At 66.3% G+C, this 25619-nt stretch carries 28 protein-coding genes; 12 read left to right on the forward strand and 16 right to left on the reverse strand.

Annotation, left to right across the window (positions count from 1 at the left end; translation table 11 throughout):
• Positions 1-185: 185 nt before the first annotated feature.
• The 4 genes from BXA03_RS02255 (at position 186) to BXA03_RS02270 (ending at position 2974) form a co-directional block, all read left to right on the forward strand.
• Complete coding sequence (locus BXA03_RS02255) at positions 186-914, forward strand: alpha/beta hydrolase (protein WP_076503526.1); 729 nt, start codon at positions 186-188, stop codon at positions 912-914.
• Positions 915-1139: 225 nt separating this feature from the next.
• Positions 1140-1616: a transcription elongation factor GreA gene (gene greA, locus BXA03_RS02260; RefSeq protein ID WP_017757706.1), complete on the forward strand. Its 477-nt coding sequence runs from the start codon at positions 1140-1142 to the stop codon at positions 1614-1616.
• Positions 1617-1620: 4 nt separating this feature from the next.
• A complete protein-coding gene (locus tag BXA03_RS02265; protein ID WP_076503527.1) occupies positions 1621-2025 on the forward strand; it encodes a DUF4149 domain-containing protein in 405 nt (134 codons plus the stop codon).
• A 61-nt stretch (positions 2026-2086) separates the two neighbouring features.
• Complete coding sequence (locus BXA03_RS02270) at positions 2087-2974, forward strand: Kdo hydroxylase family protein (protein WP_076503528.1); 888 nt, start codon at positions 2087-2089, stop codon at positions 2972-2974.
• Positions 2975-2997: 23 nt separating this feature from the next.
• Here BXA03_RS02270 and BXA03_RS02275 read toward each other — a convergent pair whose 3' ends face one another.
• On the reverse strand, positions 2998-3720 hold the full coding sequence (locus BXA03_RS02275; RefSeq protein WP_076503529.1) for a glycosyltransferase: 723 nt from the start codon (positions 3718-3720) through the stop codon (positions 2998-3000).
• Between the two features lie 72 nt (positions 3721-3792).
• On the reverse strand, positions 3793-4263 hold the full coding sequence (locus BXA03_RS02280) for a YhbY family RNA-binding protein (protein ID WP_076503530.1): 471 nt from the start codon (positions 4261-4263) through the stop codon (positions 3793-3795).
• Between the two features lie 20 nt (positions 4264-4283).
• Here BXA03_RS02280 and BXA03_RS02285 point away from each other — a divergent pair, with 20 nt between their 5' ends.
• The 6 genes from BXA03_RS02285 to BXA03_RS02310 all read left to right on the forward strand — a co-directional run bounded on the left by BXA03_RS02285 (position 4284) and on the right by BXA03_RS02310 (position 10319).
• Positions 4284-4940, forward strand: coding sequence for an RlmE family RNA methyltransferase (locus tag BXA03_RS02285; protein WP_076503531.1), 657 nt, complete (start codon positions 4284-4286; stop codon positions 4938-4940).
• 132 nt (positions 4941-5072) lie between these two features.
• Positions 5073-7031 (forward strand): ATP-dependent zinc metalloprotease FtsH, encoded by a 1959-nt coding sequence (gene ftsH, locus BXA03_RS02290; RefSeq protein ID WP_076503532.1) that lies wholly within the window; start codon positions 5073-5075, stop codon positions 7029-7031.
• 8 nt (positions 7032-7039) lie between these two features.
• Complete coding sequence (folP, locus tag BXA03_RS02295) at positions 7040-7927, forward strand: dihydropteroate synthase (protein ID WP_083715843.1); 888 nt, start codon at positions 7040-7042, stop codon at positions 7925-7927.
• 23 nt (positions 7928-7950) lie between these two features.
• Entirely contained in the window at positions 7951-9285 is a 1335-nt protein-coding gene (gene glmM / locus BXA03_RS02300) for a phosphoglucosamine mutase (protein ID WP_076503534.1), read from the forward strand.
• A 12-nt stretch (positions 9286-9297) separates the two neighbouring features.
• A complete protein-coding gene (locus BXA03_RS02305) occupies positions 9298-9840 on the forward strand; it encodes an MOSC domain-containing protein (protein WP_076503535.1) in 543 nt (180 codons plus the stop codon).
• Positions 9840-10319: a GNAT family N-acetyltransferase gene (locus tag BXA03_RS02310; RefSeq protein WP_076503536.1), complete on the forward strand. Its 480-nt coding sequence runs from the start codon at positions 9840-9842 to the stop codon at positions 10317-10319. The genes BXA03_RS02305 and BXA03_RS02310 overlap by 1 nt, the downstream gene beginning before the upstream one ends.
• A gap of 110 nt (positions 10320-10429) precedes the next feature.
• Here the strand turns inward: BXA03_RS02310 and BXA03_RS02315 are convergent, their stop codons facing one another.
• The 4 genes from BXA03_RS02315 to BXA03_RS02330 form a co-directional block, all read right to left on the reverse strand.
• On the reverse strand, positions 10430-11701 hold the full coding sequence (locus BXA03_RS02315) for an acyl-CoA dehydrogenase family protein (protein ID WP_076503537.1): 1272 nt from the start codon (positions 11699-11701) through the stop codon (positions 10430-10432).
• A gap of 49 nt (positions 11702-11750) precedes the next feature.
• Entirely contained in the window at positions 11751-12857 is a 1107-nt protein-coding gene (locus BXA03_RS02320; protein WP_076503538.1) for a phosphotransferase, read from the reverse strand.
• A 61-nt stretch (positions 12858-12918) separates the two neighbouring features.
• On the reverse strand, positions 12919-13638 hold the full coding sequence (locus BXA03_RS02325) for a Crp/Fnr family transcriptional regulator (protein ID WP_076503539.1): 720 nt from the start codon (positions 13636-13638) through the stop codon (positions 12919-12921).
• Positions 13639-13695: 57 nt separating this feature from the next.
• Entirely contained in the window at positions 13696-14475 is a 780-nt protein-coding gene (locus BXA03_RS02330; protein ID WP_076503540.1) for an oxepin-CoA hydrolase, alternative type, read from the reverse strand.
• Positions 14476-14805: 330 nt separating this feature from the next.
• Here BXA03_RS02330 and BXA03_RS02335 point away from each other — a divergent pair, with 330 nt between their 5' ends.
• Positions 14806-16797, forward strand: coding sequence for a hypothetical protein (locus BXA03_RS02335; protein WP_076503541.1), 1992 nt, complete (start codon positions 14806-14808; stop codon positions 16795-16797).
• A gap of 33 nt (positions 16798-16830) precedes the next feature.
• Here the strand turns inward: BXA03_RS02335 and BXA03_RS02340 are convergent, their stop codons facing one another.
• Both BXA03_RS02340 and BXA03_RS02345 read right to left on the reverse strand, forming a co-directional pair.
• Complete coding sequence (locus tag BXA03_RS02340) at positions 16831-17997, reverse strand: MFS transporter (protein WP_076503542.1); 1167 nt, start codon at positions 17995-17997, stop codon at positions 16831-16833.
• Positions 17994-19001, reverse strand: coding sequence for a D-2-hydroxyacid dehydrogenase family protein (locus BXA03_RS02345; protein WP_076503543.1), 1008 nt, complete (start codon positions 18999-19001; stop codon positions 17994-17996). The genes BXA03_RS02340 and BXA03_RS02345 overlap by 4 nt, the downstream gene beginning before the upstream one ends.
• Positions 19002-19199: 198 nt before the next feature.
• On the opposite strand from BXA03_RS02345, the gene BXA03_RS02350 reads away from it, so the two are divergent.
• The gene (locus tag BXA03_RS02350; RefSeq protein ID WP_076503544.1) at positions 19200-20513 is read left to right on the forward strand and encodes a tyrosine-type recombinase/integrase; all 1314 of its coding nucleotides are present in this window, start codon (positions 19200-19202) and stop codon (positions 20511-20513) included.
• On the opposite strand, the gene BXA03_RS02355 is transcribed toward BXA03_RS02350, so the two are convergent.
• From BXA03_RS02355 to BXA03_RS02390, 8 genes are read right to left on the reverse strand one after another with little or no spacing between them, the layout of a single operon-like run.
• Positions 20443-20874, reverse strand: coding sequence for a helix-turn-helix transcriptional regulator (locus tag BXA03_RS02355; RefSeq protein ID WP_369822385.1), 432 nt, complete (start codon positions 20872-20874; stop codon positions 20443-20445). The genes BXA03_RS02350 and BXA03_RS02355 overlap by 71 nt on opposite strands.
• Entirely contained in the window at positions 20772-21629 is an 858-nt protein-coding gene (locus tag BXA03_RS02360) for a hypothetical protein (protein ID WP_076503546.1), read from the reverse strand. Before BXA03_RS02360 ends, BXA03_RS02355 begins: the two co-directional genes overlap by 103 nt.
• A complete protein-coding gene (locus BXA03_RS02365) occupies positions 21626-21913 on the reverse strand; it encodes a hypothetical protein (protein ID WP_076503547.1) in 288 nt (95 codons plus the stop codon). Before BXA03_RS02365 ends, BXA03_RS02360 begins: the two co-directional genes overlap by 4 nt.
• A 50-nt stretch (positions 21914-21963) precedes the next feature.
• On the reverse strand, positions 21964-23931 hold the full coding sequence (locus tag BXA03_RS02370; RefSeq protein ID WP_076503548.1) for a DNA cytosine methyltransferase: 1968 nt from the start codon (positions 23929-23931) through the stop codon (positions 21964-21966).
• Entirely contained in the window at positions 23925-24575 is a 651-nt protein-coding gene (locus tag BXA03_RS02375) for an HD domain-containing protein (RefSeq protein WP_234983567.1), read from the reverse strand. The genes BXA03_RS02370 and BXA03_RS02375 overlap by 7 nt, the downstream gene beginning before the upstream one ends.
• Before the next feature lie 8 nt (positions 24576-24583).
• Positions 24584-25192, reverse strand: coding sequence for a hypothetical protein (locus tag BXA03_RS02380; RefSeq protein WP_143476188.1), 609 nt, complete (start codon positions 25190-25192; stop codon positions 24584-24586).
• Between the two features lie 6 nt (positions 25193-25198).
• On the reverse strand, positions 25199-25393 hold the full coding sequence (locus BXA03_RS02385; RefSeq protein ID WP_076503551.1) for a hypothetical protein: 195 nt from the start codon (positions 25391-25393) through the stop codon (positions 25199-25201).
• A 14-nt stretch (positions 25394-25407) separates the two neighbouring features.
• On the reverse strand, positions 25408-25614 hold the full coding sequence (locus BXA03_RS02390) for a hypothetical protein (protein WP_076503552.1): 207 nt from the start codon (positions 25612-25614) through the stop codon (positions 25408-25410).
• Positions 25615-25619: the final 5 nt, after the last annotated feature.

The following is a 25619-nucleotide window of genomic DNA, read 5'->3' on the forward strand; positions in this document are numbered from 1 at the left end:
ATCGGGCCATGCCTGCTGAGCCGGTTGCGGTGGTCGTGCAGCACAGCGGTCGCCATGGCACGCGGCGTCCATGCATGTGGCTCGTGCAGGCCATCGCGGGACGACGGGGTCCACTAAGGTTGCCCTGCGGCGGCCACGGCTCTTCGCTGGGGTCGGCTGCCTTGATCACTAAATGGAGCAACCTCATGGCAGACACCTACGTTCTCGTGCATGGCGCCTGGCACACCGGCGCCGAGATGGAAGCGACCGCGCATTACCTGCGCCAGCGCGGTCATGTCGTCCACTGTCCCACGCTGGCCGGAAATCGTCCGGGCGACGACCGATCCGTCATCGGCCTGGCCGATGCCGTCGACTCCCTGGTGGCTTTCATCGAGCAGCAGGATCTGAAGGAGGTCCGGCTAGTAGGACACAGCTATGGCGGCATGGTCATCAGCCACATGCCGCACCGGCTTCCGGGGCGCATCCGTCGGCTCGTCTATTGGAATGCGTTCGTGCCTCTGGATGGGCAATGCCTCAACGACATGGTGCCGCCACACTACCGAGAACTCTTCGACGGCGTGGCGGCAGCCAATGGTCAGGCGGTGATGCTGCCTTTTCCGATCTGGCGCGAATCCTTCATCAACGACGCCGATGAGGCCGTGGCGCGCAGCACCTATGCGCTGCTCAATCCGCACCCGTACCGCACGTTCACGGAGCCCGCCGTCCTGCCGGAGCCGCTGGCCGCGCTGCAGGTGGGCAAGAGCTACCTCAATGCCCAGCAGGACACCGCGCTGCCACACAGCCTGCCGTGGCATCCGCGTCTGTCCGAGCGGCTGGGGCTGTTCCGCCTGGTGGAGTGCGCGGGCAGCCATGAGCTGTGCTTTTCCAATCCCGAATTGCTGGCGACGAGGATCGAGCAAGCGGGCCGAGACTGAGCGGCGAGTGAGGCTCGGGCAGGCCCACCTGCATCGTCCGTGCGGGTTTTGAGCCTGCCGCAACAGCCGGCATAATCGATCCACCGACACCGCCCGGCTCCGGCCCGGCGGTGTCGTTCTTTTTTGCCGCCGGCCCATGCCGTGGTGCGCGTTGCGCAACGGCGAGGCAGCCCTCCTCGTGATGGGTCGCCCGGGCTTCTTTGACAGACCAGAACGACGACGGACATGGCCACCATTCCCATCACCAAGCGCGGCGCAGAGAAGCTGCGCGAAGAACTCCATCGCCTGAAGACAGTGGAGCGTCCCTCCGTGATCAACGCCATCGCCGAGGCGCGTGCCCAGGGCGACCTGAGCGAGAACGCCGACTACGACGCCGCCAAGGACCGCCAGGGCTTCATCGAAGGCCGCATCCAGGAAATCGAAGGCAAGCTGTCCGCAGCGCAGGTCATCGACCCTTCCGAAATCGACGGCGGCGGCAAGGTCGTCTTCGGCGCCACGGTGGAGCTGGAGGAAGAGTCCACCGGTGACACGGTCAAGTACCAGATCGTCGGCGAGGACGAGGCCGACCTGAAGCAGGGCCTCATCAACATTTCCAGTCCCATCGCCCGTGCTCTGATCGGCAAGGAAGAAGGCGACGTGGCTGAGGTGCAGGCGCCCGGTGGCGTCAAGCGCTACGAGATCGTCGGCGTCAGCTACGCCTGAGCACATGGCCTGGAAACCGCGGGCGGCCCTGATGGCCGCAGGGCTCTGGTGGGGCAGCCTCACGGCCATCGGCTTTGTCGCCGTCCCGTTGCTGTTCATGCATCTGCCGACACCGGCGCTGGCCGGGGCCACCGCGGCAAAACTTTTCTCGGCCCAGACCTGGGTGACGGTGGGCTGCGTGCTCCTGATGCTGGTGGCGATGGGGCGCCAGGACGACGGCGAGCCGCAAACCCCGCCAGGCGCAGTCATGTTGATGCTTGGCGGCCTGCTGTTGGCCCTGCTGGTGGAGTACGCCGTCGCGCCGCGGATCGTCGCGCGCGAGAACCTTCGCCTGTGGCACGGCGTGGGGACGGCCATGTATGCGGCGCAATGGCTGTGTGCGGGTGCGACCCTGTGGCGTAGAGCCTAGCGAATGCGTCCATCGCCACTTGGTGGCACCATGGCCGGTCATACCAACATCAAGAGTGACCATGGAGTCCCAGATCATCGAGATCACTGCCTCGTCCGTGGGGCAGTTGCAAGAGAACCCCGGGTGGACTGCTGCCCTCGAGTCCGGCAAGGTGCTGTACTTTCCGCGTCTGGGTTTCGACCTCAGCCCTGAGGAGCAGGCGCTGCTGCGACCCGAGATGCGGGATCCGAAGTCCCGCAACATCAGCCTCGATGCCGAAGGGCGGCTCAAGGGCCTGGCCGGTGAAGCCGACGTCCAGGCGGCGGTGAAGGCCTGGATGGGGCGCTTCAGAGCACAGTCGCAGGAACTGATCGCGCGGCTGCTGCCGGGGTACCAGGGCAAGCTGCGTCTGGCACCAACGAGCTTGCGTCCTTCGGAGGTGGAAAGCCGCGAGCAGTCATGGCGTGCAGATGATCGCCGGCTGCATGTCGATGCCTTTCCCTCGCGGCCCAACCGAGGCGAGCGCATCCTGCGTGTCTTCACCAACATCCACCCCGGCGGCGGCGAGCGTGTATGGCGCGTCGGTGAGCCCTTCGAAACGGTCGCCCGGACCTTCCTTCCGCGCGCCAAGCCCTATGCGCTCTGGCAGGCCAAGGCACTGGCGGCGCTGCACGTGACCAAGTCACTGCGCAGCGAGTACGACCACCTCATGCTCCAGCTGCACGACGGCATGAAGCGCGACCTGGACTATCAACGAACTTCGCCTCAGCAGACCGTCCACTTTCCGGCAGGTGCGACATGGGTCTGCTTTTCGGACCAGACCTCGCATGCCGCGATGTCGGGCCAGTACATGATGGAGCAGACCCTGTTCCTGCGCGCTGGCGGTGAATACGACCACGCGGCCAGCCCTTTGGGCATCCTATCGCGGCTGAAGGGGCGGGCGCTGGTGGGCGCGGAATCGTCGGCCTGACCAAGGTCGACGCCGGCCCCCGGCTACTCGCGCCAGTGCGCGTCGACCCAGGTCGCAGGCTCGATGTGCCGAAAACGCCGGTTGCGTCGGCCTGCGAGGGCGTCCGGCGGGTTGCATTCACCGTGGAAGATGACGATCCGGGCACCGGGTGGCACCACAGGCGGCTTCCACAGATTGGTGGGCCAGGGCGGAATGCTGTGGTACTTGAAGCTGGGACACCACTCGGCCGGCCAGTAGTTCAGCTTGCCCTGACGATGCATGAAGGCAGACAGATACGCCTGCTCGTTGCGGTACTGCCGAGGCACCTCGTCCATGTGGGCGCGGAAGTACGCCAGCACGTCCGCATGGGCGCCAAGCTCGAAGCGGTACACCGAGGAATTGCCCGTCACCCGTTCGCCGAACCGCCAGAAGCGCGGGTAGTCGTGAATGATGAGGAACTCGCCCGGGTGCTCGAAGAAGGCATCCAGGCCGCCGACGATCACCACGTCCAGGTCGACGAACAGGGCCGTGCCGCGCAGGCCATGCAGATCGGCCTCGAACGTCGTGAGCTTGCGCCATGCACGGTCTGGCTGGCCGGGCTTGAGCTCCATGGCCAACTGCGGGATGGGCAGGCAGCGCACCTCGGGGCGGATGCCGCGGTCGTCGTCCGTGAGGCAGACGAAGCTGAAGTCGCCGGTGATGTGCCGGCGGGCCATCGCATAGAGGCGGTTGACGTAGTGAGGCCCGTATTTGGTGCCCCACTTCATGCACAGGATGTGCCGCTGCCTTTCCGCCGGCGCGCCGACGGCAGCGCCAGCGGCTGGAATCGCGCTCACGCGTCAGTCCTGCCGCTTCTTGATGGATTTCTGCTTCGGCTTGGCCCGCTTGACCAGTCCGCCCGGCGTGAGGCGCTGGTTGCCCAGCACGCGCAGCATCTTGACCTCCGGCCGCTGGCCACCGCGCTTGCTGTACTTGAGGATCTTGACGTCGCGCGGACCGGGCATGCGGTCTTCGTCCTCTTCGCGGGCCTTGGCCGGCTTGGGACGCCAGAGGACCAGCAACTTGCCGATGTGCTGGATCGGGGCTGCATCGAGCGCGTCGGCAAGTTCCCCCAGCATGGCATCGCGGGCGAGGCGGTCGTCGGAGAAGACGCGGATCTTGATGAGGCCGTGTGCCTTGAGGGCTGCGTCGGCTTCCTTCTTGACGGCGTCGGTGAGCCCGTCGCTGCCGATCATGACGATCGGATCGAGATGGTGGGCGTCCGCACGATGCGCCTTGCGCTGTGCGGGAGTCAGTTGAATGGCGGGCATCCCCGTATTATCGAGCCCGCATGAAAGTTCGCACCCAGAGCAAGAAGGTCAACAAGGCTTGGCTCAACGATCACGTCAATGATCCCTACGTCAAGCTGGCCGCCAAGGAGGGCTATCGCGCCCGGGCAGCCTACAAACTCAAGGAAATCGACGAGGCTTTCGGCCTGGTGCGCCCCGGGCAGGTGGTGGTGGACCTGGGCTCCACGCCCGGCGCCTGGAGCCAGTACCTTCGCCGTCGCATGGCCCCGGTCGGCGCTGCGCAGGGGGAACTGGACGGCACGCTGATCGCCCTCGACATCCTGCCGATGGAGTCCATCGAAGATGTAGTCTTCCTGCAGGGAGACTTCCGCGAACCAGAGGTGCTGGCCCAACTCGAGGCCGCGGTTGCCGGGCGCCCTGTGGACCTTGTGGTGTCCGACATGGCACCCAACCTCTCCGGCATCGAATCGGCCGACGCGGCACGCATCGAGAACCTGGTGGAACTGGCCGTCGATTTCGCGCTCCATCACTTGCGTCCCGAGGGGGCGCTGGTCACCAAGGTTTTTCATGGCGCTGCCTATGACCCGCTGGTCCGGCTGTTCAAGGCCACCTTCAAGGTGGTCAAGCCCTACAAGCCAAAGTCTTCACGCGACCGGTCCTCAGAAACTTTCTTGGTGGGTATCGGGCTGAAGTCCTGATGCACGGGCCATACGGCACGATTTGAAATTTTGTAACCGTGCTGGCGCTATGGACGTCATAGGCGTGTAGGACTTTTTTGCAGCTTGAAAAGCCTAAAATAACCGCCAACTAGCATCGTGCAAGGGTTCACGATGGCGCGTTCCCCGCGCGCATTACGACTGGAGCTTCGTTTGAACAACAATCAGTGGTTTTCCAAGATCGCCGTCTGGCTGGTCATTGCCATGGTGCTCTTCACGGTGTTCAAGCAATTTGACACCCGCGGCGCCATGGGCTCTGGCACGGTGAACTATTCCGAGTTCCTGGAGCAGGTGCGCAACAACCAGATCAAGAGCGCGGTTATCCCCGAGGGGCTTGCTGGCGGAGAGATCACCGCCATCACTAACGATGACCGGAAGATCCGCACCAACGCGACTGTTCTGGATCGCGGCCTGGTTGGCGACTTGATCGACCACAACGTCAAGTTCGACGTCAAGCCGCGTGAAGAGGGGTCCTTGTTGATGACCCTGCTGGTCAGCTGGGGCCCGATGCTTTTGCTGATCGGCGTCTGGGTGTACTTCATGCGCCAGATGCAGGGCGGGGGCAAGGGTGGTGCCTTCAGCTTCGGCAAGAGCAAAGCCCGCATGCTGGACGAGAACAACAACACCGTGACCTTCGCTGACGTCGCGGGTTGCGACGAGGCCAAGGAAGAGGTCAAGGAGGTCGTCGACTTCCTGAAGGATCCCCAGAAATTCCAGAAGCTGGGTGGCCGGATCCCCCGTGGCCTGCTGTTGGTGGGTCCTCCGGGTACCGGCAAGACTTTGCTGGCCAAGTCGATCGCTGGTGAGGCCAAGGTGCCGTTCTTCAGCATTTCTGGCTCCGACTTCGTCGAGATGTTCGTCGGTGTCGGCGCGGCACGCGTGCGCGACATGTTCGAGAACGCCAAGAAGAACGCGCCGTGCATCATCTTCATCGACGAAATCGATGCGGTTGGCCGCCAGCGGGGCGCAGGCCTGGGAGGTGGCAACGACGAGCGCGAACAGACTCTCAACCAGATGTTGGTCGAGATGGACGGCTTCGAAACCAACCTGGGTGTGATCGTGGTTGCTGCGACGAACCGCCCTGACATCCTGGATGCTGCACTTCTGCGCCCGGGCCGTTTCGACCGTCAGGTGTACGTGACATTGCCTGACATCCGCGGTCGCGAGCAGATCCTGAGCGTGCACATGCGCAAGATCCCTGTCGGCCAGGACGTCAACCCGAGCATCATTGCCCGCGGCACGCCCGGCATGTCTGGTGCCGATCTGGCCAACCTGTGCAACGAAGCCGCGTTGATGGCGGCCCGGCGCAACGCCCGTGTCGTCGAGATGCAGGACTTCGAGAAGGCCAAGGACAAGATCTTCATGGGCCCTGAGCGCAAGAGCATGGTCATGCCCGAGGAAGAGCGTCGGAACACGGCTTACCATGAATCCGGCCATGCGCTGATCGGAAAGATGCTGCCCAAGTGCGACCCGGTCCACAAGGTCACCATCATCCCCCGCGGCCGCGCCCTGGGCGTGACGATGAGCCTGCCCGAGAACGACCGCTACAGCTACGACCGCGAATACATGCTGAACCAGATCAGCATGCTGTTCGGCGGCCGGATCGCCGAAGAGGTGTTCATGAACCAGATGACGACGGGCGCTTCGAACGATTTCGAGCGTGCCACCAATCTGGCTCGCGACATGGTCATGAAGTACGGCATGAGCGAGGCGCTGGGCCCGATGGTCTATGCCGAGAACGAAGGCGAGGTTTTCCTGGGCCGCTCGGTGACCAAGACCACCAACATGAGCGAAGCCACCATGCAAAAGGTGGATTCGGAAGTGCGCCGGATCATCGATGAGCAGTACGCCCTGGCGCGCCGCCTGATCGAGGAGAACAGCGACAAGATGCACGCCATGGCCAAGGCCCTGCTCGAATGGGAGACCATCGATACCGAGCAGTTGGATGACATCATGGCTGGCCGGCAACCGCGTCCGCCCAAGGACTTCACTCCGCGCACGCCATCTTCCGGTGGCGGCGGCAGCGGTGGTGCCCCGGCCGTCAAGCCGGATCCGGCGCCGACCGCAGCGTGATGCCTGCCATGCGAGGCATGCAGACGGGGCCCTCGGGCCCCGTTTTCTTTGGTTGGCAGGCGGGCCGCTTCCTGCTCGATCTGAGCCGTCCGTTGGTGATGGGCATCGTCAACGTCACGCCGGATTCCTTCTCGGATGGCGGGTCGCACGCCGACGCCTCGGCTGCTCTGGCGCACTGCGAACAACTCATTGCCGAGGGGGCTGACATCCTCGACGTCGGGGGCGAATCGACCCGGCCCGGGAGTCCCGCCGTGCCGCTGGAGGAAGAGCTTCGGCGGGTGGTGCCAGTGATCCGCGAGGCGGTGCGACTCGGCGTGCCTGTGTCGATAGACACCTACAAGCCGCAGGTGATGCACGCAGCGCTCGACCTGGGCGCGGACATCATCAATGACATTTGGAGTCTTCGCCAACCGGGCGCTCGAGACATCGTCGTCGCCCATCCCAGTTGCGGCATCTGCCTGATGCACATGCACCGCGACCCACAGACCATGCAAGCGACGCCGATGACGGGTGACGCCGTAGCCCAGGTGATGGACTTTCTGGCAGCTCAGACCCAGCAACTGCGCGCGCTGGGCGTGGCGGCGGCGCGTATCGTGGTCGATCCTGGCGTGGGCTTCGGCAAGACGGTTGAGCAGAATTTCGCACTCCTCGCCCGGCAGCAGGCCTTGGTGCAACTTGGTCTCCCGATCCTTGCGGGATGGTCGCGAAAATCCTCGCTCGGGACCGTCACGGGATTGGCTGATGCCGCGCAGCGTGCCCTGCCCAGCGTGGTGGCCGCAGTGCTCGCGGCGGATCGCGGCGCTCGTGTGCTGCGCGTGCACGATGTCCGCGAAACCGTGCAGGGGCTGGCCGTGTGGTCGGCCATGCAGTCGCAGGCGAAGATGCAATCCCTCTGATCACAACAACAAGAACCTGACGCATGACCAGACAGTATTTCGGCACGGATGGCATCCGTGGCACCGTGGGGCAGGCCCCGATCACTCCAGACTTCGTGCTGCGCCTTGCGCATGCGGTGGGCCGCGTGCTCAAGCGCAAGGAGGCGCGGCCCACCGTGCTCATTGGCAAGGACACGCGCATCTCGGGCTACATGCTGGAGTCGGCCATGGAGTCCGGATTCAATTCGGCGGGTGTGGACGTGCTGCTGCTCGGCCCCTTGCCGACGCCCGGTGTGGCCTATCTGACGCGTGCGCAGCGGGCCAGCCTGGGCGTCGTGATCAGCGCGAGCCACAACGCCTATCCCGACAACGGCATCAAGTTCTTCAGCGCGCAAGGTACCAAGCTCAGCGACGAGTGGGAGGCCGAGGTCGAAGCCGCGCTGGAGGAACTGCCCGTTTGGGTCGACTCCGCCGGGCTCGGCCGTGCTCGACGGCTGAGCGATGCAGCGGGCCGCTACGTCGAATTCTGCAAGAGCACCTTCCCGACCGATCTCAGCCTGCGGGGCATGCGCCTCGTGGTGGACGCCGCCCACGGCGCGGCCTACCAGGTCGCGCCCAACATCTTTCACGAGCTGGGTGCAGACGTGACGAGCATCGGCGTGCGGCCCGACGGACTCAATATCAACAAAGGCGTGGGTGCCACCCACCCCGGGGCCTTGGTGGCCGAGGTCAAGGCCCAGGGTGCCGATTACGGCATTGCGCTCGATGGCGACGCCGACCGACTGCAGATGGTCGATGCGTCGGGCCGGCTGTTCAACGGCGACGAACTGCTGTACCTGATGGCCATGGACCGCATCGCACGAGGCATGCCCGTCGAAGGTGTGGTCGGCACGCTGATGACCAACAAGGCGGTGGAAGTGGCCTTGCGCAGCGCAGGCATCGATTTCGTCCGTGCCAAGGTCGGCGATCGCTACGTGCTGGAAGAGCTGGAGCGCCGGGGCTGGCTGCTGGGTGGAGAAGGCTCTGGGCATCTGCTGGCGCTGGACCGTCACACCACGGGCGATGGTTTGGTCAGTGCTTTGCAGGTGCTCCAGGCGGTCGTGCGCCGAGGGCGCAGCATGGCCGAATTGCTCGCCGAAGTGCAGCTGTTTCCGCAGAGCCTCGTCAACGTCCGACTTGCTCCGGGACAGGACTGGAAGTCCAACCGAACACTCGCCGAAGAAAGCGCGCGTGTGGAGACCGAACTGGGCGACCGCGGCCGGGTGCTGATCCGCGCGAGCGGTACGGAGCCGCTGCTGCGCGTGATGGTCGAGGCTCCCGACGAAGCGCTGGCGCAGGCGTTGGCCTCGCGCATCGCGGCCACGGTCGCTGCAGCCTGAAGGTCAACCTACATGCAAGCGCGCGTCGTCGCTGTTCATGCCAGTACCGTGCATGGCTTCTCCAAGTTCGAGGAAGCGGAGATCGTGTTGATTGAAGGGCAGGGCGTCGAAGGGGACGCCCATGCGGGCACGACCGTGAAGCACCGCTCGCGCGTCGCCCGTGACCCGCTGCAGCCCAATCTGCGACAGGTCCACCTGCTGCATGCGGAGCTGTTCGACGAACTGATGGCAAAGGGTTTTCCGGTCTTCCCCGGTGAGATGGGCGAGAACATCACGACGCGTGAGCTGGACCTGCTGAGTCTGCCGACCGGCACTCGGCTCCGGCTCGGCGACAGCGCCGAGCTGATGCTCACGGGCCTGCGGAATCCCTGCAAGCAGATCGACCGCTTCCAGCCCGGCCTGATGGCCGCCGTGCTAGAACGCGATGCCCAGGGCCGAACTCTGCGCAAGGCGGGCGTCATGGCCGTGGTGACCGCAGGCGGCAAGGTGGCCGCGGGCGATGCCATCACCCTGTTGTTGCCGGACCAACCTCATCGGCCCCTGGAGCCCGTCTGATGCGCATCTGCCTTGTCGACTACCGCGATCCGCAGCAGGCCGATGCGCTGGTGCGGTTGCTCGATGCCTACGCATGCGATCCGGCCGGCGGAGGTCAGCCGCTCGACGCGGAAGTGAAGCGCCAGTTGCCGGCCGCTCTGGCGGCACGATCCCACGCCTTCAGCGTGCTGGCCTTCGATGCGCAAGGCGAGCCCGTCGGCCTCATCAACTGCTTCGAAGGCTTCTCCACGTTCGCGTGCCGTCCCCTGGTCAACGTCCATGACGTGGTGGTGTTGTCCAAGGCACGCGGCCAAGGCGTGGCGCAGCGCATGCTGGCTTGCGTGGAGGAAGAGGCGCTTCGGCGCGGCGCCTGCAAACTGACGCTCGAAGTGCTTTCAGGCAACGCGCCCGCGCTCAATGCCTACCGGCGCGCGGGCTTCGACGGCTACGAACTGGATCCAGCGTTCGGCCAGGCCGTGTTCCTGCAGAAGAAGCTCTAGCGCGCTTTTCGGCCAGGGCCAGCCTGGCACCTCAGGCGACACAACGCAACACCCAGAAAAAAGCCGCTGCAGCCCCGTCGAGGCCGCAGCGGCTCTTCCATCCAATACGCTCAGAAGCGCGTCACGGGGGGCTCGGCAGAAGCCTTGTCGGCGGCGTATTTACCCAACTCCCACTTGGCGATCGCATTGCGGTGCACTTCGTCCGGACCGTCCGCGAAGCGCAGGGTGCGGGCATTGGCGTAGGCATAGGCCAACGGGAAGTCATCGCTCATGCCGCCGCCGCCGTGCACCTGCATGGCCCAGTCGATCACCTGGCACGCCATGTTTGGCGCCACCACCTTGATCATGGCGATGTCCGTCTTGGCAACCTTGTTGCCGGCAACGTCCATCAGCCAGGCCGCCTTGAGCGTCAGCAGGCGGGCCATGTCGATGCGGCAGCGCGCTTCGGCGATGCGCTCCTGCGTCACCGTCTGCGCGGCAACGGCCTTGCCGAAGGCAACGCGAGAGGACGCGCGGCGGCACATCAGCTCCAGCGCACGCTCGGCCAGGCCGATCAGGCGCATGCAGTGATGGATGCGGCCTGGGCCCAGGCGCCCCTGGGCGATCTCGAAGCCGCGGCCCTCGCCCAGCAGGATGTTGCTCGCCGGCACGCGCACGTTCTCGAACACCATCTCCATGTGGCCGTGGGGTGCATCGTCGTAGCCCATCACGTTCAACGGGCGCAGGATCTTGATGCCGGGCGTGCCAGCGGGCACAAGGACCATGCTCTGCTGCGAATGCTTAGGAGCCTCCGGGTCGGACTTGCCCATGGTGATGAACACCTTGCAGCGCGGGTCGCCGGCGCCCGAGATCCACCACTTGCGCCCATTGATCACGTACTCATCGCCCTGGCGCTCGATGCGAGTCTCGATGTTGGTGGCGTCGCTGGAGGCGACAGCGGGTTCGGTCATGGCGAATGCCGAGCGGATTTTGCCGTCGAGCAGCGGCGTGAGCCATTGATCGCGGTGCGCGTCGGAGCCGTAGCGGGCGATGGTCTCCATGTTGCCGGTGTCGGGCGCCGAGCAGTTGAACACCTCGGGCGCCCATGGCACGCGGCCCATCAGTTCAGCCAGCGGCGCGTATTCCATGTTGGTCAGGCCGCCGCCCTTCTTCTTGGCCAGCTCGGCCGTGTCGTTGGGCAGGAACAGGTTCCACAGGTCCTGGCCGCGGGCCTTGTCCTTCAGGCGCTCGATCACCTGCAGCGGCGTCCAACGCTTGCCGGCATCCGTGTTGGCTTGCATCTCCTGCGCGTACTCCGCCTCCGCCGGATAGACGTGCTCGTCCATGAAGTCGCTGACGCGCTTTTGCAGGTCTTTGACCTTGGGGGAAAAATCGAACTCCATGCTGTCTCCGGTGGGTGGGTGTCGGGTCGTGGAAGGCTGAATGGCGCTCTCAGGCGCGCTTGGCGAACTGCCAGGCCAACTGCGCCATGGGGCGTGCGCCCTTGGCGGAGTTGACGGCCTGCTCGCTCGAAGCAGTGCCGGCCTCAACCCGCTTGGCGATGCCTTGCAGGATGGCGGCGATGCGGAACAGGTTGTAGGCGAGGTAGAAGTTCCAGTCCTGTGCGAGCGCTTCGGGCGTGGTCAGGCCGGTGCGCTCGCAGTAGCGGCGCACATATTCCTTCTCGGAAGGAATACCGAGCGGCGCAAGGTCCACGCCGCCAATCCCGCGGAAGGTCCCTGCCGGGATGTGCCAGGACATGCAGTGGTAGCTGAAATCCGCCAAGGGGTGGCCCAAAGTGGAAAGCTCCCAGTCCAGTACGGCGATGACGCGCGGCTCGTCGGCCGCGAACATGATGTTGTCGAGCCGGTAGTCGCCATGGACGATCGACACCTTCGACGCGTCGAGCGCGCTGGCCGGAATGTTGGCGGGCAGCCAATCGAGCAGACGTTCCATCTCGTCGATGGGCTGGGACAGTTCGCCGGCGCCGTCGGTCGACGCCTTGTATTGCTTGCTCCAGCGGCCGATCTGGCGCTCGAAGTAGTTGCCAGGTTTCCCATAGTCGGCCAAACCGCGCGCCCCAAAGTCGACCGTGTGAAGGGCCGCCATGACGCGGTTCATCTCGTCGTAGATGGCTGCGCGCTCGGCGTTGGCCATACCGGGCAGTGTCTGGTCCCACAGCACGCGGCCCTGCATGCACTCCATGACGTAGAAGGCGCGGCCGATCACGGACTCGTCCTCGCACAGGGCCAGCATCTTGGGCACCGGCACATCGGAGCCCGCCAGGCCATGCATCACCTTGTACTCGCGCTCCACAGCGTGGGCCGACGGCAGCAGTTTGGCCACCGGACCCGGCTTGGCACGCATCACGTACTGGCGACCGGGGGTCAGCAGCTTGTATGTGGGATTGGACTGACCGCCCTTGAACATCTCGATGCTCAAGGGCCCCTTGAAGCCTTCAACATGCTTGGTGAGCCAGGCTTCGAGGGCCTGCACGTCGACCGCATGCTGGGAGGACACCGCGCGAGTGCCGACGAAGGTACTGAAATCCTGGCTCATGTCTCTTGGCTTTGTTCTTCAAAAGGGACGGGGCAGACCCCGCGCGCGGCGGCCGTGCAGGTCAGCTGTCGGCCTGCGAGATGCGGGCAAGCGCTTCCCGGTCCAGCACCACCAATCCCGCGGGCTCGATGCGAATCGCACCCTCGCGCTCCATCGTCTTGAGCTCCTGGTTGACGCGTTGCCGAGAGGCACCCAGCAACTGCGCGAGCTCTTCCTGCGCAAGCTGCAGACCGATGCGCGTCTGGCTGCCGTCGGCCAGGTTGGGAACGCCATAGCTGCGCACCAGATGCACCAGCTGCTTGGCCAGGCGCGCGCGCAAGGGCAAGGTGTTCAGGTCTTCCACCAGGCCGAACAGCGTGCGAATGCGCCGGGCCTGTAGACGCATCAACGCCTCGTAGAGCTCCACGTGTGCGGCGAGGATCTTGTGGAAGTCCGCACGCGCCACGCACAGGATGGTGGTGTCGCCATGTGCATAGGCATCGTGCGTGCGCCGGTCGCCGTCGAACATTGCGACGTCGCCGAACCAGATGCCCGGCTCCACGTAGGTGAGCGTCACCTGCTTGCCCGAGACCGCCGTCGAACTCACGCGGACGGCTCCCCGCGCACACGCGATCCACTGGTCGGGCGGATCGCCGCGCGCCGCGATCAGGTCGCCGTCCTTGTAGCGTTTGACGAAGGCACATCGGAGGATGTCGTGACGGAGCGAAGGAGAGAGGGAAGTGAACCAGCGGCCACCGTTGATGGCTTCTCGTTCTTCGATGGTAAGAATGGGGTCATCCATGGCTTGTCGTTTGCGTGACTGGGTTGGGCTGGCATGTCGCAGGGGCGACCCGCGTGCTCATTGGTAGTGGGGCGTGGTCTTGCCAAGAAAGGCGCCGATGCCGATGCCCGCGTTGGCGTGGTGGAGGTTGCGCACGAAGTGCTCCCGCTCAAGCCCGAGGTGCTCGCCCAGCGTGCGGCCCCGGGCCTCGCCCAGAAGCTCCTTGATGCTGGCCAGCGCATTCGGTGCACGTCCTTCGAGTTTTCGCGAGAGCGCCATCGCCTCGTCGAGTGCGCTGCCGGTTTCCGTCAGTGCGTTGATCAGCCCGAGTTCGTGCAGACGCGCCGCCGCGATGCGCTCACCATTCATCAGCCATTCGGTGGCCAGCTGACGTGGGAGCCATTGGGCGAGGTGCCAGCTCAGGCCGCCATCGGGAGAGAGGGCCACGCTGCTGTATGACGCCGCAAATACGGCATCGCGCGCCGACACCACGAAATCGCAGGCCATCGCCAACGAGAAGCCAGCGCCTGCAGCGGCTCCTTCCACCGCCGCGATCACCGGCTTGGGAAAGCTGCGGATGGCCTCGATCCAGTTGTGCAAGGCGTCGATGCTTTCGGCCTGCACGCTCGGATCGCGTTCGCGGTTGGCCTGCAGGCGTTGCAGCGATCCACCTGCGCAGAACCACTTCCCTTCGCCGACCAGGACCACGCAGCGGACATCCGGGTTGTTGCCGGCACCGTGCAGGGTTTCCACACCGGCGGCGTACATCTCAGGGCCCAACGCGTTGCGCTGCGCGGGGTTGGACAAGGTCAGGATCATGGTCTGACCCTGGGTGGTGCTCTTCAATTCCGCGCTCATTCGACGTGTTCCTCCGTGGGCTTGAGCCAGGGCAAAAGGGGCATGGCAGTGGTCTCCATAAATGCAAAAACCCGGCGATTGTGATCGTGAGGATCACCGAGGATGTGCGGTCGCCTGCGAAGAAAAGCGGACGCGCGCGGCCCTTTCCGGTCGCTCATTGGGTCGAGCCTGTTAGAAAGACGCATCTTTTTTGTTCATAAACGTCAGGGCGGTGTGAAAATATTTAAACCTTTTACTTCGACTCAGCCCTCTGCCGTGCCTCCGAAATCTGCATCGACTGCTTCGTTTGTACTTGGGCTGGGGCTTGTGCTTCCCGTTGCCGCCTCGGCGTTGACCATCGGTCGCCCGGAAGGCCAGGTCTGGATCGGCAAGCCGCTGGACCTGCGCGTGCCTGTACAACTCGATGGCGGTGGCGGCGCCTGTCCGCTGGTGGGCGTCAAGCTCGGGGACGCAGCAGTGGCGGATCGGGATCTGAGCACGACGATGGAACCGGGCCGTTCGCCCGACACGCCCTGGCTGCGGATCCGCTCCGCGCGGCAGGTCGATGAGCCCGTGGTCACAGTGAATGTTCGAGTGGGTTGCGGGGCCAGCATGGTCCGTGAATTCACGCTGCTGGCTGATCCCCCACCGGTGTCGGCAATCGATGCCGACCGCAACGAGCGGGTGCGGGGTGCGGCACTGCCGCCCATGGCGGCAGTGCCCAGCCGCCAGGCGGCACGCAGTTCCGGCGGAAGCGCTCGCGCTGCCTCGGCGGGGCCGCGGGAGGGCTCGCAAGCACAGCGCGCCGGCGGCCCAGTGCGGGCCGCACGCCCGGCCAATCAGGCGGGCAGCGGCGGGCGGTTGCGGGTCGACGCGCTCGATCCGCGTGCGGCGGCCGCCGCGGCTGCTGCGGCCGGCGCCGCTGGCGCGGCTGGCGCTTCCGGTGGCGTGCAGGACTACACACTGCCGCCGGCGTGGCTGAAGATCGCGACCCGGTTGCGGACCATCGAAGGTGCCGCAGCGGCACCGATCCCGCAAGCCGGTGCCAGCGACGCCGCCGCGATGCCAGCCCTGGGCGCGAGTGCACCGGACGTTTCGGCAGCGGCAGAGCAGCAGGCGCAAGCCTTGCGAACGCAGGTGGCACAGCGTGACCGAACGATCCAGAGCTTGCAGGGGGAATTGGCGCAGGCCCGTCAGGCTGCAAGCGAACGACCGTGGTGGCTGTGGCCGCTCCTTCTGTTGCTGGCTTTGCTGCTCGCGGTGGCGGCGCTCCTGTGGCGCCGGTCCCGCCGGCAGGCTGCGGAGGCGTCCTGGTGGCAACCGAGCGGCACCGATCCGGACGTCGATCCGCCGCCTTCCAGCCAACCCGCTTCCAAGCTCGGACTGGTCACCGCAGCTGCAGTAGGCGCAGCCGCGGTCAGTCCGCTTGCGACACCGCTCGACGTTCCGGTGGTGACCGATCCTGGGCCGGACACGATCTCGACCCAGCCGCCCGACGGCCCCGAGCCGGTCAGCGCGGACAAACTGCTCGATGTGCAGCAGCAAGCCGAGTTCTGTCTGTCGCTGGGGCAGCTTGACCAGGCCGTGGGCGTGCTGGCGGATCATCTGGACGAATACGGCAGCACCAGCCCGCTCATGTACATGGAACTGCTGCGGCTTCTACACTCGCAGGGGCGCAAGGCCGATTACGCGACCACGCGGCGCGAATGCCGCAAGGCCCTGGGGCTGGACCTGCCCGCCTACGAGGACTTCAGCGACAGCGGCCGCGCCCTGGCCAGCTATCCCGAGGCGGTCGAGCGCATCGAGAAGGCGTGGCCGCGGCGCGAGGTTCTGGGCGTGCTTGAGGAACTGCTCTTCCAAAGCGTCGATGCGCAGGGAAAGGCGCCTTTTGAATTGCCGGCGTATCGGGAACTGCTGGCGCTCTATGGGGCTGCGCAGGAGCGCCTGGCCAACGGCGGCATGATGCCTGCCGATGGCGCCACGACGACGGCAATGGGTTTGCTGGCGCCGGTGGCGGTCACGCAGCCGCCGACCGCACCGCTGCCGCTGTCCGCTGTGGACATGACGCTGCCGGCTATTGACGCGCCCGGACCGGCGCCGGGCACCATCGACTTCGACCTCTCCGACCTGGAGGCCACGTCCATCGACACCATCCCGAAGGCACTGAGAGGCAATGACGACCATCTTTCGGGGCCGGGCCCGAAGGATGGGATCGGTGCTGATGCTGCGCCGACCGTCCCGAACGACTTCGATCCGGTCCCGCCGGATTTTCAGCTGTTCGATCCGGAGCTTGAGGACAGCATCCGTCCGGGTACGTCGATCAAGAAGTCCTCCGACCACTGACCGGACGCAAAGGCCGGCGACGGCCCGCCTTCCTCAAAGGCTGCGACGTCGGCGCGCGACATGCACGCTCAGGAGCATGGCGGAGACTAGGCAGGCAAGGCCGCACCAATTCATCCAGGAGGAAGGGCCACGCGCCAGCAGCCAGCCACCCGTGGCCGCGCCTGCGGCTTGGCCGAGATACATCGCAGAGCTGTTGAGCGCAATGGAGGCCGTGGCCAGGCCCGGCGCGAGGGCCACCAGCCGCGCCTGCTGGGAGGAATTGGCGGCGAAACATCCCAGGCCCCACGGCAGGAGGAGGGCAGTCAACGCTGCCCAGCCGCCTGCCAAACCGAGCGGCCAAACCAGCAGACTCAGGCTGATCAGTGCCATGGCCACCATCGCCATGCCCCCACTGCCCAATTTGTCCATGTAGCGGGTGGCCAGCAGGTTGCCGACCACGCCACACAGCCCCAACCACAGCCAGATCATGCTCAGCTGAGCCGGGCTTGCTTGGAACTGCTGCACGAGCAGCGGTCCGAAGTAGCTGAACAGCACGAACTGGCCAGCTGCCTGCAGCAGTGTGATGGCGACGACAGCCATCAGGACAGGATGGAAGAGCACCTTCCGCCAACCCTCTCGCGACAGCGGGGGCGGCCGGATGCCGTCGGGCATCGTGCGCCAGATCCAGACCGAGCCCAGGGCAGTGAAGACGGCAATCACCGCGAAGGCCGCGCGCCATCCCAAATGTCCGCCCAGGAAGGCGGCCATGGGCAGCCCGAGCACCGAGGCGAGCGACCATCCCAGGAAGATGAAGGCCACCGCGGACGCGCGGCGGTGTGGGGCCACCAGCAAGCCCACGCAGGCGGCGGCCTGAGGCGTGAAGATGGCAGGCGCCACCAAGGTGGCCATGCGCACGGGCAACAGTGTGCCCAGCGTGGGCATCAGGGCGGCCAACAAATGGCCGACCGCAAACCAGGCCAGGGACAGCGCCAGTAACCGTCGACGGTCCCATCCGGCTGCCATGCCTGCGAGAAGTGGCGCGCCCACGCAGACGACCAGCGCGCCCGCGGTGATCAGTTGCCCGACCGCGGCGACCGACGTCGAGAACGAAGCAGCCAACTCGGGCAATGTCCCCGGCACCACCATGACACCGGTGCCAATGGCGAAGTTGCCGAAAAGCAGAGCCCACAGCGCCCCTGGCCAGGGCGCCTCACGCCTCAACGTCGCACCTGCAGTGCTCCAGGATTGACGATGTTGGTGGGATTGCCGCGGATGAAACTCACCACATTGTCGAAGGCCTGGCCGAAATACAGCTCGTAGCTTTCCTGCTCCACATACCCGATGTGCGGCGTGCAGATGCAGTTCTCCAGCCGAAGCAGGGCATGACCCTGCAGCGGCGGTTCGCTCTCGAAGACGTCGATCGCGGCCATGCCCGGCCGTCCCCGATTGAGCGCTGCGAGCAGCGCATCGGATTCGACCAGCTCCGCGCGGCTCGTATTGACGAACAACGAGGTCGGCTTCATGCGCGACAGGTCTTCCAGCGTCACGAGCGCGCGTGTCTCATCGTTGAGGCGCAGGTGCAGTGTTAGCACGTCCGACATCTCGAAAAGCGCTTCTCGGCTGGGTGCCGTCTGGAAGCCGTCGTTGCGTGCCCGCTGGCAACTTGCATCGCGACCCCAGATCACGACTTGCATACCAAAAGCCTGCCCATAGCGCGCCACCAACTGCCCGATGCGGCCGTAGCCCCAGATGCCCAGTGTCTTGCCCTTGAGCACAGAGCCCAGGCCAAAGTTGGGCGGCATCGACGCCGACTTGAGACCCGACTGCTGCCAAGCGCCATGCTTGAGATTGCTGATGTACTGGGGTAGTCGGCGCGTGGCCGCCATGATCAGCGCCCATGTCAGTTCGGCCGGCGCCAGCGGCGAGCCCGTGCCCTCGGCCACGGCCACGCCGTACTCGGTGCAGGCATTGACGTCAACATGCCCGCCCACGCGGCCTGTCTGTGAAATCAATTTGAGGCGCGGCAGCTTCTCGACCAGCTGTCGTGAAATCTGGGTCCGCTCGCGGATCAGCACGATGACGTCGGCATCGCGTAGCCTGACCGACAGTTGCCCGATGCCCTTGACCGTGTTTGTATAGACCTTGGCGGTGTAGGCATCCAGCTTGGCGGCGCAGCTCAGCTTGCGCACTGCGTCCTGGTAGTCGTCGAGGATAACGATGTTCACTGTTTTCAGATCCTTGGTAAGTCGTTGAGTTGGGCTTGAATTCCGCTCTAAGCTGCTGTCACTCAAGACTTTTTCCGCTATCTGGCCGACTGGCGGGTCGGTCGCATCAGTTGGGTTCGTATGACTACACTCCGCCCCTCGGTGTAGGTTTTGTGTAGCTTTTTTCGGCTGCCTACACCATCCATTTTGGGGGTGTAGATGGCGTTCTATGACGCGCGTGCGGCAAAGCTGCTGCAACCGGGTCAACACATTGTCGTGCAGGACTGTCCGGGCCTTCGGCTTGTGGCAGGCAAGACGAGTAAGACCTGGGTGTACCGGTACCGCAGCCCCACCGATGCCGCGCTGCGCCAGGTGAAGATCGGCGCGTTCCCGGCGCTCGGTGTGGGCGAGGCCATTAGCGAGTGGCAGCGCCTGCGTGACCAGCGCGAGGCAGGCACCGATCCTGCGCAGGCGAAACGCGAGAACCGTGCCCGCGCCATCAGCGCGGCGGCGGCGAAGCAGTACACCATCGGCCAGATGGTCGAGGACTATGCGGCCGGCTACCTTGCCAACAACCGGGAGCCCAAAGGCGCCCACGCTGTGGGTCTCCGCTTGCGGGCGGCGCATGCATCGCACGCCGACATTCCGGCTGCGGCCACGACGCGCGCCCTGGTGTTCAGCACCATCGAGGCGCTGCTATCGACACCGGTGGCGGCAAAGTCGGTGAAGGTGGAAACGGCCGCCGCGTGGCGCTACGCGGTCGAGGCGGGGAAGATTCCTGAGGATTTGCCGAATTGGTGGGGCGAGAAGACCTCGCACCGCTTCCGCAGCAAGGGCGCGCTACGCGCCGGTGAGCACAAGGGCACCGCAAAACGCGTGCTGGCGCCGCAGGAGCTGCGCGTGCTGATGCGCGAGGACCTGAACCTTTTCAGCAGACAGGTTGCGCAGTTCCTGCAGTTGCAGCTGTGGACGTGCACGCGCGGGGGCGAACTCTGCCAGATGCGACGCAATCAGATCGCCCAGGAGAAGGACGGCTGGTGGTGGATCATCCCGAAGGCCGAAATGAAGGGCCGACACGTGCAGGCCGCGTTCGATCTGCGGGTGCCGCTGGAGGGAAGGGCCAAGACTATCGTGCTGGAATTGCTGGCCCGCGTGCCGGCCGACGTGCCCTGGCTCTTTCCGAGCCGCAGCCGCGATGGCCAGATCAGGGGCCAGAGCCAGGCGTACATGCAGAGCAAGGTGCACTACATGCAGCCCTACAGCAACGCCCGTGAGGATCACGCCCGCGAGCGGCTGAAGGTCACCCATTGGTCACCGCACGACCTGCGGCGGACTGGCCGCACAATGCTGGCGCAGATGGGGTGTCCCCACGAAGTGGGGGAGGCGATCTTGGGCCACGTGCTCCCAGGCGTGGCCGGCGACTACAACCTTTACCGCTACGACGCCGAGCGTCGGCTTTGGCTCAGGCAGCTCTCGGATCGGCTGGAGCAGATTGCTGGGACGAGCCCGCTTGAGCATCTGCCGCACGCTTGACGGCCCGTGGCTTCTTGGCGCCGGTGTTCATGGGCGGTGGCAGGTCGGATATCGGTAGCGCCACAAGCCATGCATCCAACTCCGCGCGCAGCCAGCCGGTCCGCTTGTCGGCCAGCCGTCGCGGCTGCGGCGCTTCTCCACGCCGTACCGCACGGCCGAAGGTGCTCTCACTCAGTCCGCAATAGGCTGCGGCCTGTGGACGCCTCAGGGCGGCCGGATAACCGATCTCGGTTGTCACTGGGCGTTGACGAAACTTTGTCATCGTTGTTCCTCCGCAGGCTGGCGCATGTCCGTGGGTCTCTGTTGCTCTTTGTGCGCCTTTTCGTAATGGGCTTGGCTGCAGAAGCCCTGGGCCATCCATCCGATGTTGGAGGGCCGGCCGCAGAAGCATTGCGGTAGCGGGTTGGACTGGTTGGCATCGAACCACGCCTGCGGTTCGCGCCCGTATGGCGCGTCCTCGTCGGGGATGTGCCCGGGGCCGGCCAAGCCGTTCTGAATCCACTTCATGGCGGCCTCGGCGCCCGCGCCGTGCTGCCATTCGATCCACGCGGCCTGGTTGCCGGTGATGTGGTCGTGCAGCACGCTGGCAAGGACGTTCAACGTGCTGCCTGGCTTCTGCGCATCTTGGGCAGCCAGGCGGGCCGCAGCTCGCATGCCCAGCGCGAAGCCCAGCCACAGCACATCCGTGCGCGGGTCCACGTAGTGCGAGAACACATTGCCGGTGGCCGCAGCGTCGAGCTTGGTGTGCTGCTGCAGCGCCGGGGTATCTCGAATGCTCTTCTCGAAAGCCTCGCGCATGCGTGCCACCGACACCGCGCCGGCACGGTCGAGCATGCGAAGGGGCAGGACGTCGCAAGCTGGCAGCTCGCCGGCCGCCTGCGCGGCCTGCCATCCATCACAGAACTTCGCCAGGTCGTCGGCCATCGAGGGATCGGCCGGATCGGCGTCGTAGGTCGCCGAGAAGGCGGCAAACATGCGGTCGCGGTCGCGGTCGCGGTCGTTCGGCAGCTGCGTGGGCTGCAGGGCCTGGCAGGCAGCGAGCAGCGCGGGCGTGCGCTCGAAGGCCGAGAACGGATCGCCGGCGGACGGGGCTGCCTGGATGCGGTCGGCGGTCATGATGCCTTCCTCCCTTTCGCGGGCGGCGCTTTCGCCTTCGTGTAGGCACCGCCGTGGCGGCCCGCCTTGTTGAGGCCTTGCAGGGTGCTGCGGTCGCGCCCTTCTGCGCGGGCGCGCTCCACTGAGCGGGTGCTCGTCGCGCGCTTGGCGGCGTGCACCTGCAGAGCGGCGCCGATGGTGCTGCCGCTCAGTGCGGCGACTTGGCAAAAGGCGGACAGCGGCGATGCCGGCCGGCCAGCAGGCCAGCGCGGATCGCGGCCCGCGGGTAGGGGCGTGGTCTTCATGCGGGTTCCAGGGGTAGAGGAGGAGGGAGAGGGGCGAGGGCGGGGCGAGGTCATGCGGCCAGCCTTTCCGCCGCGAATTCGCGATAGTTCGCCGCCACGAGCAGGCGCATGGGCAACGGGCTCACGCTGTTGCCCGCCATGCGCACCTGTGCCGTCTTGGTCAGCGGCTTGCTGCCGGCGGTGCGGTCGATGACATAGGAGGGCGGGAAGTCCTGTGCGTTGTAGAGCTCGCGCGGCACCAGCATGCGCAGCGTGATGTCCACGATCACCCAGGGCTCGCCCTGCAGCCAGACGGTCACCAGCGCGAGGCGGTCATGCGTGGTGATGGTGGTCATCGGCTCGCGCAGGTCGGCCCATTGGCCGCCGCTGGCGTGGTAGCGCATGAGGAAGGCGGCGCAGCGCAGCGCGCCTGCCTCGTGCTCTTTGCTCAGCTCGTACTGCACGAGGGCGTGATGCTCGGCGCTGGCCGTGATGGTCGACGCGGGTTCATCCATGGCCCGGCCGTTGCAGTCGCGGCGCAGCGTGACCATGTGCGCCGCCGTGAGCTGCTGCTGACTGCCCGATGTGGTGACGGTGGAGACGCCTTCGCGTAGGTCGCGGGCATGGCTGCTGTTGAACCCGCCATTCGCCTGCACCATGAACGCGGACGCGAGGCCGTGGCTGGTGCTGCTGGCCGTGACCGTGCCGAGCGCGTCGCGCAGGTCGTTGGCTCCAGCACTGCGGCGCTTGGTCTTGCCGCTGCCCTCGCCGTGGCCGGCCTGAACGAGACAGGCCGCAGCGGTGGCGAACTTCTGGCCGCCGGCAACGATGGTGCCAAGGGGCTTGCGCGGATCGAGTGAACGCGGCTCCTGTCCCGGGCGCTCCCCGTAGCCCATCTGCACGAGGTGCGCCGCCGTCATGGCCATCTCGCCGCGGCGGGCAGCCGTGACGGTGGGCAGAGGCTCGCGCGGGTCATAGTTGCGATGGCCGCCCTGATGCGTGAGCGGCAACAGGTGCGCCGCAGCGAGGGCGGTCTCGCCACCCTTGGCCGTCGTGACCGTGCGCAACGGCTTGCCAATGTCGAAGGCGGTATCCCTCGTGTGCGTGACGGGCACCAGCGCGGGCGACATGCCGGCGACGATGAACGGCTCTGGCGTGTCCAGCACATATCTGCGCATGCCATGGGCGATGCGCCGCATGGTGGCCTCGGCCAATGGCTTCTTACGGCCAAAGATGCTCGTGCCCGGAATGCTCCAGTCGATGCAGTCGGCCGCCGGGCGATGCGGCTGGAGTCCGGCGCGAGGCCGCTTGGCGTGCGTCTGCGCGGGCCACACGATGGGCAGGCCATCGCAGCGGGCGACCATGTACAGCCGCGTTCGCGTGCTGTGCGCGCCGAGGTCCGCATTGCAGATCACGCGCCATTCCACCTTGTAGCCCAGCGCGCGCAGTGCCCCGACGAAGTGCTCCCAGTTGCGACCCTTGCGGGTGGGATCAGGCACAAGGAACTGATTGCGCCGAGGCACCCGCTCCCCAGGCTCGGCCACGCGGTGCACGAGCTTTCCCGAAACGGCATCGCGCGCGCGGTCGAGCGTCAGCACGCGGCCAGTGGCTGGATCGCGCTTGGCGATCAGCGGGGACCACAGCAGCATCTGCTCGACGTTCTCCAGCGTGATGACGTCCGGCCGCGCCTTGCCGGCCCAGCGCAGCACCTGCCAAGCAAGCGAACGGATCTCGGATTTGCGCGGCTGGCCGCCGAGCGCCTGGGAATGGTGGGTGCAGTCCGGCGATGCATGCAGCAGGCCCACGGCCTGGCCGCGCGTCACAGCCAGCGGATCGACCTCGCGGATGTCGGCGCGGTAATGGCGCGTCTGCGGGTGGTTGACTTCGTGCATGCCGATGGCCTCGGCATCGTGGTTGATCGCCACGTCCACCGGGCGACCAATGGCCTGCTCGATGCCGGTCGACGCACCGCCGCCGCCTGCGAACAGGTCGATCACCAGCTTGGCCGCCAGCGGCAGCAGGAATTGCGGGGTCAGCATGCGCGCTCCCGCGCCACGCGCTGGGCGTGCTGCAGGGCCTCGAAGCGGTCGAGGAACGCCTGCCGCCAGTCCTGCCAGGTCATGGCCGCGCGCTCGGGCGAATCCAGGCGCAGCCAGGTGATGGGCTCGATCCGCTCGGCCGGGTCATCGTCATGCAGTACGGCCCAGGGCTTGCAGCGATCCGGGTGCCAGGCCGTCAGGTCGCGCCGCTCGGTCGCCAAGGCGATCAGGTCGATGTGCTTCAGCACGGCGCGGGCCGCAACGAAGACCGTTTCCAGGCCCAGCGCACGGCGGAAGCGCTTTGCATGCGTCGCCTCGAAGTACGTCCAAGCATTGGTGCCGCCCGCGGCGCAGGCCACCGCGTTGACGGCGCGCTTGGCCGGGCTGCTCAGGTCTTGCGTCACGCACTCGTGCGCGTCGTGCCACAGCGCACCAAGCCGCACGTGCACCGAGCGGCCGAGGCGCTCGGCGATGTCGCAGCACAGCAGCGAGTGCTCGGCCACGCTGTAGGGGCGCGACGTGGCGCCGTGGAAGCGGTTGATGAGCGACAGCTGATGGGCGACGGCCTCGATGTCGACAGGCTGGCCGGCATCCGTCATGGCGGGCCCACCGAGCAAGTGGTACTCGCCGCCGGTGGGGGTCATCACCCACGTCATGATGGCTGCCCCTCGGGTTGGCTGGCGTCCTGCGCCTGGCTCTGTCCCAGCTCATCACGCATGCGCTGCAACTCGGCCTCGTAATACGCTTTGAAGCTGCCGGCGGCGGCGCTCTCGAAGGGGTAGGGGCATGCGTCCTCGACAGGACGGCGGGCCCGCGCTGCCGCCTGCGCGTGCAGCTTCACGGTGGACAGAGCCACGATGGAATGGGTCATAGGCGAGGGAGAAGGGGAAAGGGGAGGCGCACCGCAGGACACGGCCCGCGGCGGTTGGGGAAGGGCATCGGCGCTGTCGTCATGCGTCAGGGCAGGCCAGCGCGGCGGGGCCAGCTCGCCGCGCTCCACGAAGCCGACGATTTCGTCCCGGTTGGCGTGCAGCCGGTCGAGCTGCAGATTCAGGCAGTCGCCCGCCCGCAGCTCGGGATGGGCCTGCATGAACGCCTCGGCCGCGGAGCCGATCCACATGGCGCTAAGCATCTGGATGCCGCGCTGCGAATGACGCTCGCCGAGCAGCAACTGCCAGCCGTGGTCGTGGCCGTCGCGCGGTGAGGCCAGCTGCACCCGGAAGGGCGGCCGACGCAGGAAGAACATGCCGGACGTCTTCATGGTCGATCAGTGCAGCAGCAGCCAGCCCAGCAGCAGGGCCAGCAGCACCACGCAGGCGAAGAGGCACAGCACTGGGCCAATGCCTTTGTTGGGCCGGTAGTCGTCGCCGAGCGCGGCCTGTGCCTGCGTGATGAGCTGCACCAGCTGGGCGCGCTCGCGCAGGTCCGGCGCCTCGGGCGGGGCGATGGGCGTGTGATCCATGGCGATGCGTCGGATCAGCGCGGAGGCCAGTGCTCGGGCAGGTCGCGCTCGCGCGCGGCCAGGCGGGCACCTGCGATGGCGTCGGCGACGGCAGGAGAGGGCGCTGCCTCGTGTGCGTCGTCTGTGCCGATAGTGGCGGCCAGGATGAAGGTCGCGACGAGGGCGGCAAGCGCCCAATCCGTGAGGGCTCGCCTGATGCGCGCACGAGTGGTCGCGTGCACAGCAC

The organism is Pseudacidovorax sp. RU35E (assembly GCF_900156165.1).
GTDB lineage: Bacteria > Pseudomonadota > Gammaproteobacteria > Burkholderiales > Burkholderiaceae_C > Xenophilus.

Bases quoted from the DNA above. Each gene is read 5' to 3' on its own strand.
- BXA03_RS02255 (WP_076503526.1), top strand. From the start codon at position 186: ATGGCAGACACCTACGTTCTCGTGCATGGCGCCTGGCACACCGGCGCC.
- greA (WP_017757706.1), top strand. From the start codon at position 1,140: ATGGCCACCATTCCCATCACCAAGCGCGGCGCAGAGAAGCTGCGCGAA.
- BXA03_RS02265 (WP_076503527.1), top strand. From the start codon at position 1,621: ATGGCCTGGAAACCGCGGGCGGCCCTGATGGCCGCAGGGCTCTGGTGG.
- BXA03_RS02270 (WP_076503528.1), top strand. From the start codon at position 2,087: ATGGAGTCCCAGATCATCGAGATCACTGCCTCGTCCGTGGGGCAGTTG.
- BXA03_RS02275 (WP_076503529.1), bottom strand. From the start codon at position 3,720: ATGAAGTGGGGCACCAAATACGGGCCTCACTACGTCAACCGCCTCTAT.
- BXA03_RS02280 (WP_076503530.1), bottom strand. From the start codon at position 4,263: ATGCCCGCCATTCAACTGACTCCCGCACAGCGCAAGGCGCATCGTGCG.
- BXA03_RS02285 (WP_076503531.1), top strand. From the start codon at position 4,284: ATGAAAGTTCGCACCCAGAGCAAGAAGGTCAACAAGGCTTGGCTCAAC.
- ftsH (WP_076503532.1), top strand. From the start codon at position 5,073: ATGGCGCGTTCCCCGCGCGCATTACGACTGGAGCTTCGTTTGAACAAC.
- folP (WP_083715843.1), top strand. From the start codon at position 7,040: ATGCGAGGCATGCAGACGGGGCCCTCGGGCCCCGTTTTCTTTGGTTGG.
- glmM (WP_076503534.1), top strand. From the start codon at position 7,951: ATGACCAGACAGTATTTCGGCACGGATGGCATCCGTGGCACCGTGGGG.
- BXA03_RS02305 (WP_076503535.1), top strand. From the start codon at position 9,298: ATGCAAGCGCGCGTCGTCGCTGTTCATGCCAGTACCGTGCATGGCTTC.
- BXA03_RS02310 (WP_076503536.1), top strand. From the start codon at position 9,840: ATGCGCATCTGCCTTGTCGACTACCGCGATCCGCAGCAGGCCGATGCG.
- BXA03_RS02315 (WP_076503537.1), bottom strand. From the start codon at position 11,701: ATGGAGTTCGATTTTTCCCCCAAGGTCAAAGACCTGCAAAAGCGCGTC.
- BXA03_RS02320 (WP_076503538.1), bottom strand. From the start codon at position 12,857: ATGAGCCAGGATTTCAGTACCTTCGTCGGCACTCGCGCGGTGTCCTCC.
- BXA03_RS02325 (WP_076503539.1), bottom strand. From the start codon at position 13,638: ATGGATGACCCCATTCTTACCATCGAAGAACGAGAAGCCATCAACGGT.
- BXA03_RS02330 (WP_076503540.1), bottom strand. From the start codon at position 14,475: ATGAGCGCGGAATTGAAGAGCACCACCCAGGGTCAGACCATGATCCTG.
- BXA03_RS02350 (WP_076503544.1), top strand. From the start codon at position 19,200: ATGGCGTTCTATGACGCGCGTGCGGCAAAGCTGCTGCAACCGGGTCAA.
- BXA03_RS02355 (WP_369822385.1), bottom strand. From the start codon at position 20,874: ATGGATGGCCCAGGGCTTCTGCAGCCAAGCCCATTACGAAAAGGCGCA.
- BXA03_RS02360 (WP_076503546.1), bottom strand. From the start codon at position 21,629: ATGACCGCCGACCGCATCCAGGCAGCCCCGTCCGCCGGCGATCCGTTC.
- BXA03_RS02365 (WP_076503547.1), bottom strand. From the start codon at position 21,913: ATGAAGACCACGCCCCTACCCGCGGGCCGCGATCCGCGCTGGCCTGCT.
- BXA03_RS02370 (WP_076503548.1), bottom strand. From the start codon at position 23,931: ATGCTGACCCCGCAATTCCTGCTGCCGCTGGCGGCCAAGCTGGTGATC.
- BXA03_RS02375 (WP_234983567.1), bottom strand. From the start codon at position 24,575: ATGACCCCCACCGGCGGCGAGTACCACTTGCTCGGTGGGCCCGCCATG.
- BXA03_RS02380 (WP_143476188.1), bottom strand. From the start codon at position 25,192: ATGAAGACGTCCGGCATGTTCTTCCTGCGTCGGCCGCCCTTCCGGGTG.
- BXA03_RS02385 (WP_076503551.1), bottom strand. From the start codon at position 25,393: ATGGATCACACGCCCATCGCCCCGCCCGAGGCGCCGGACCTGCGCGAG.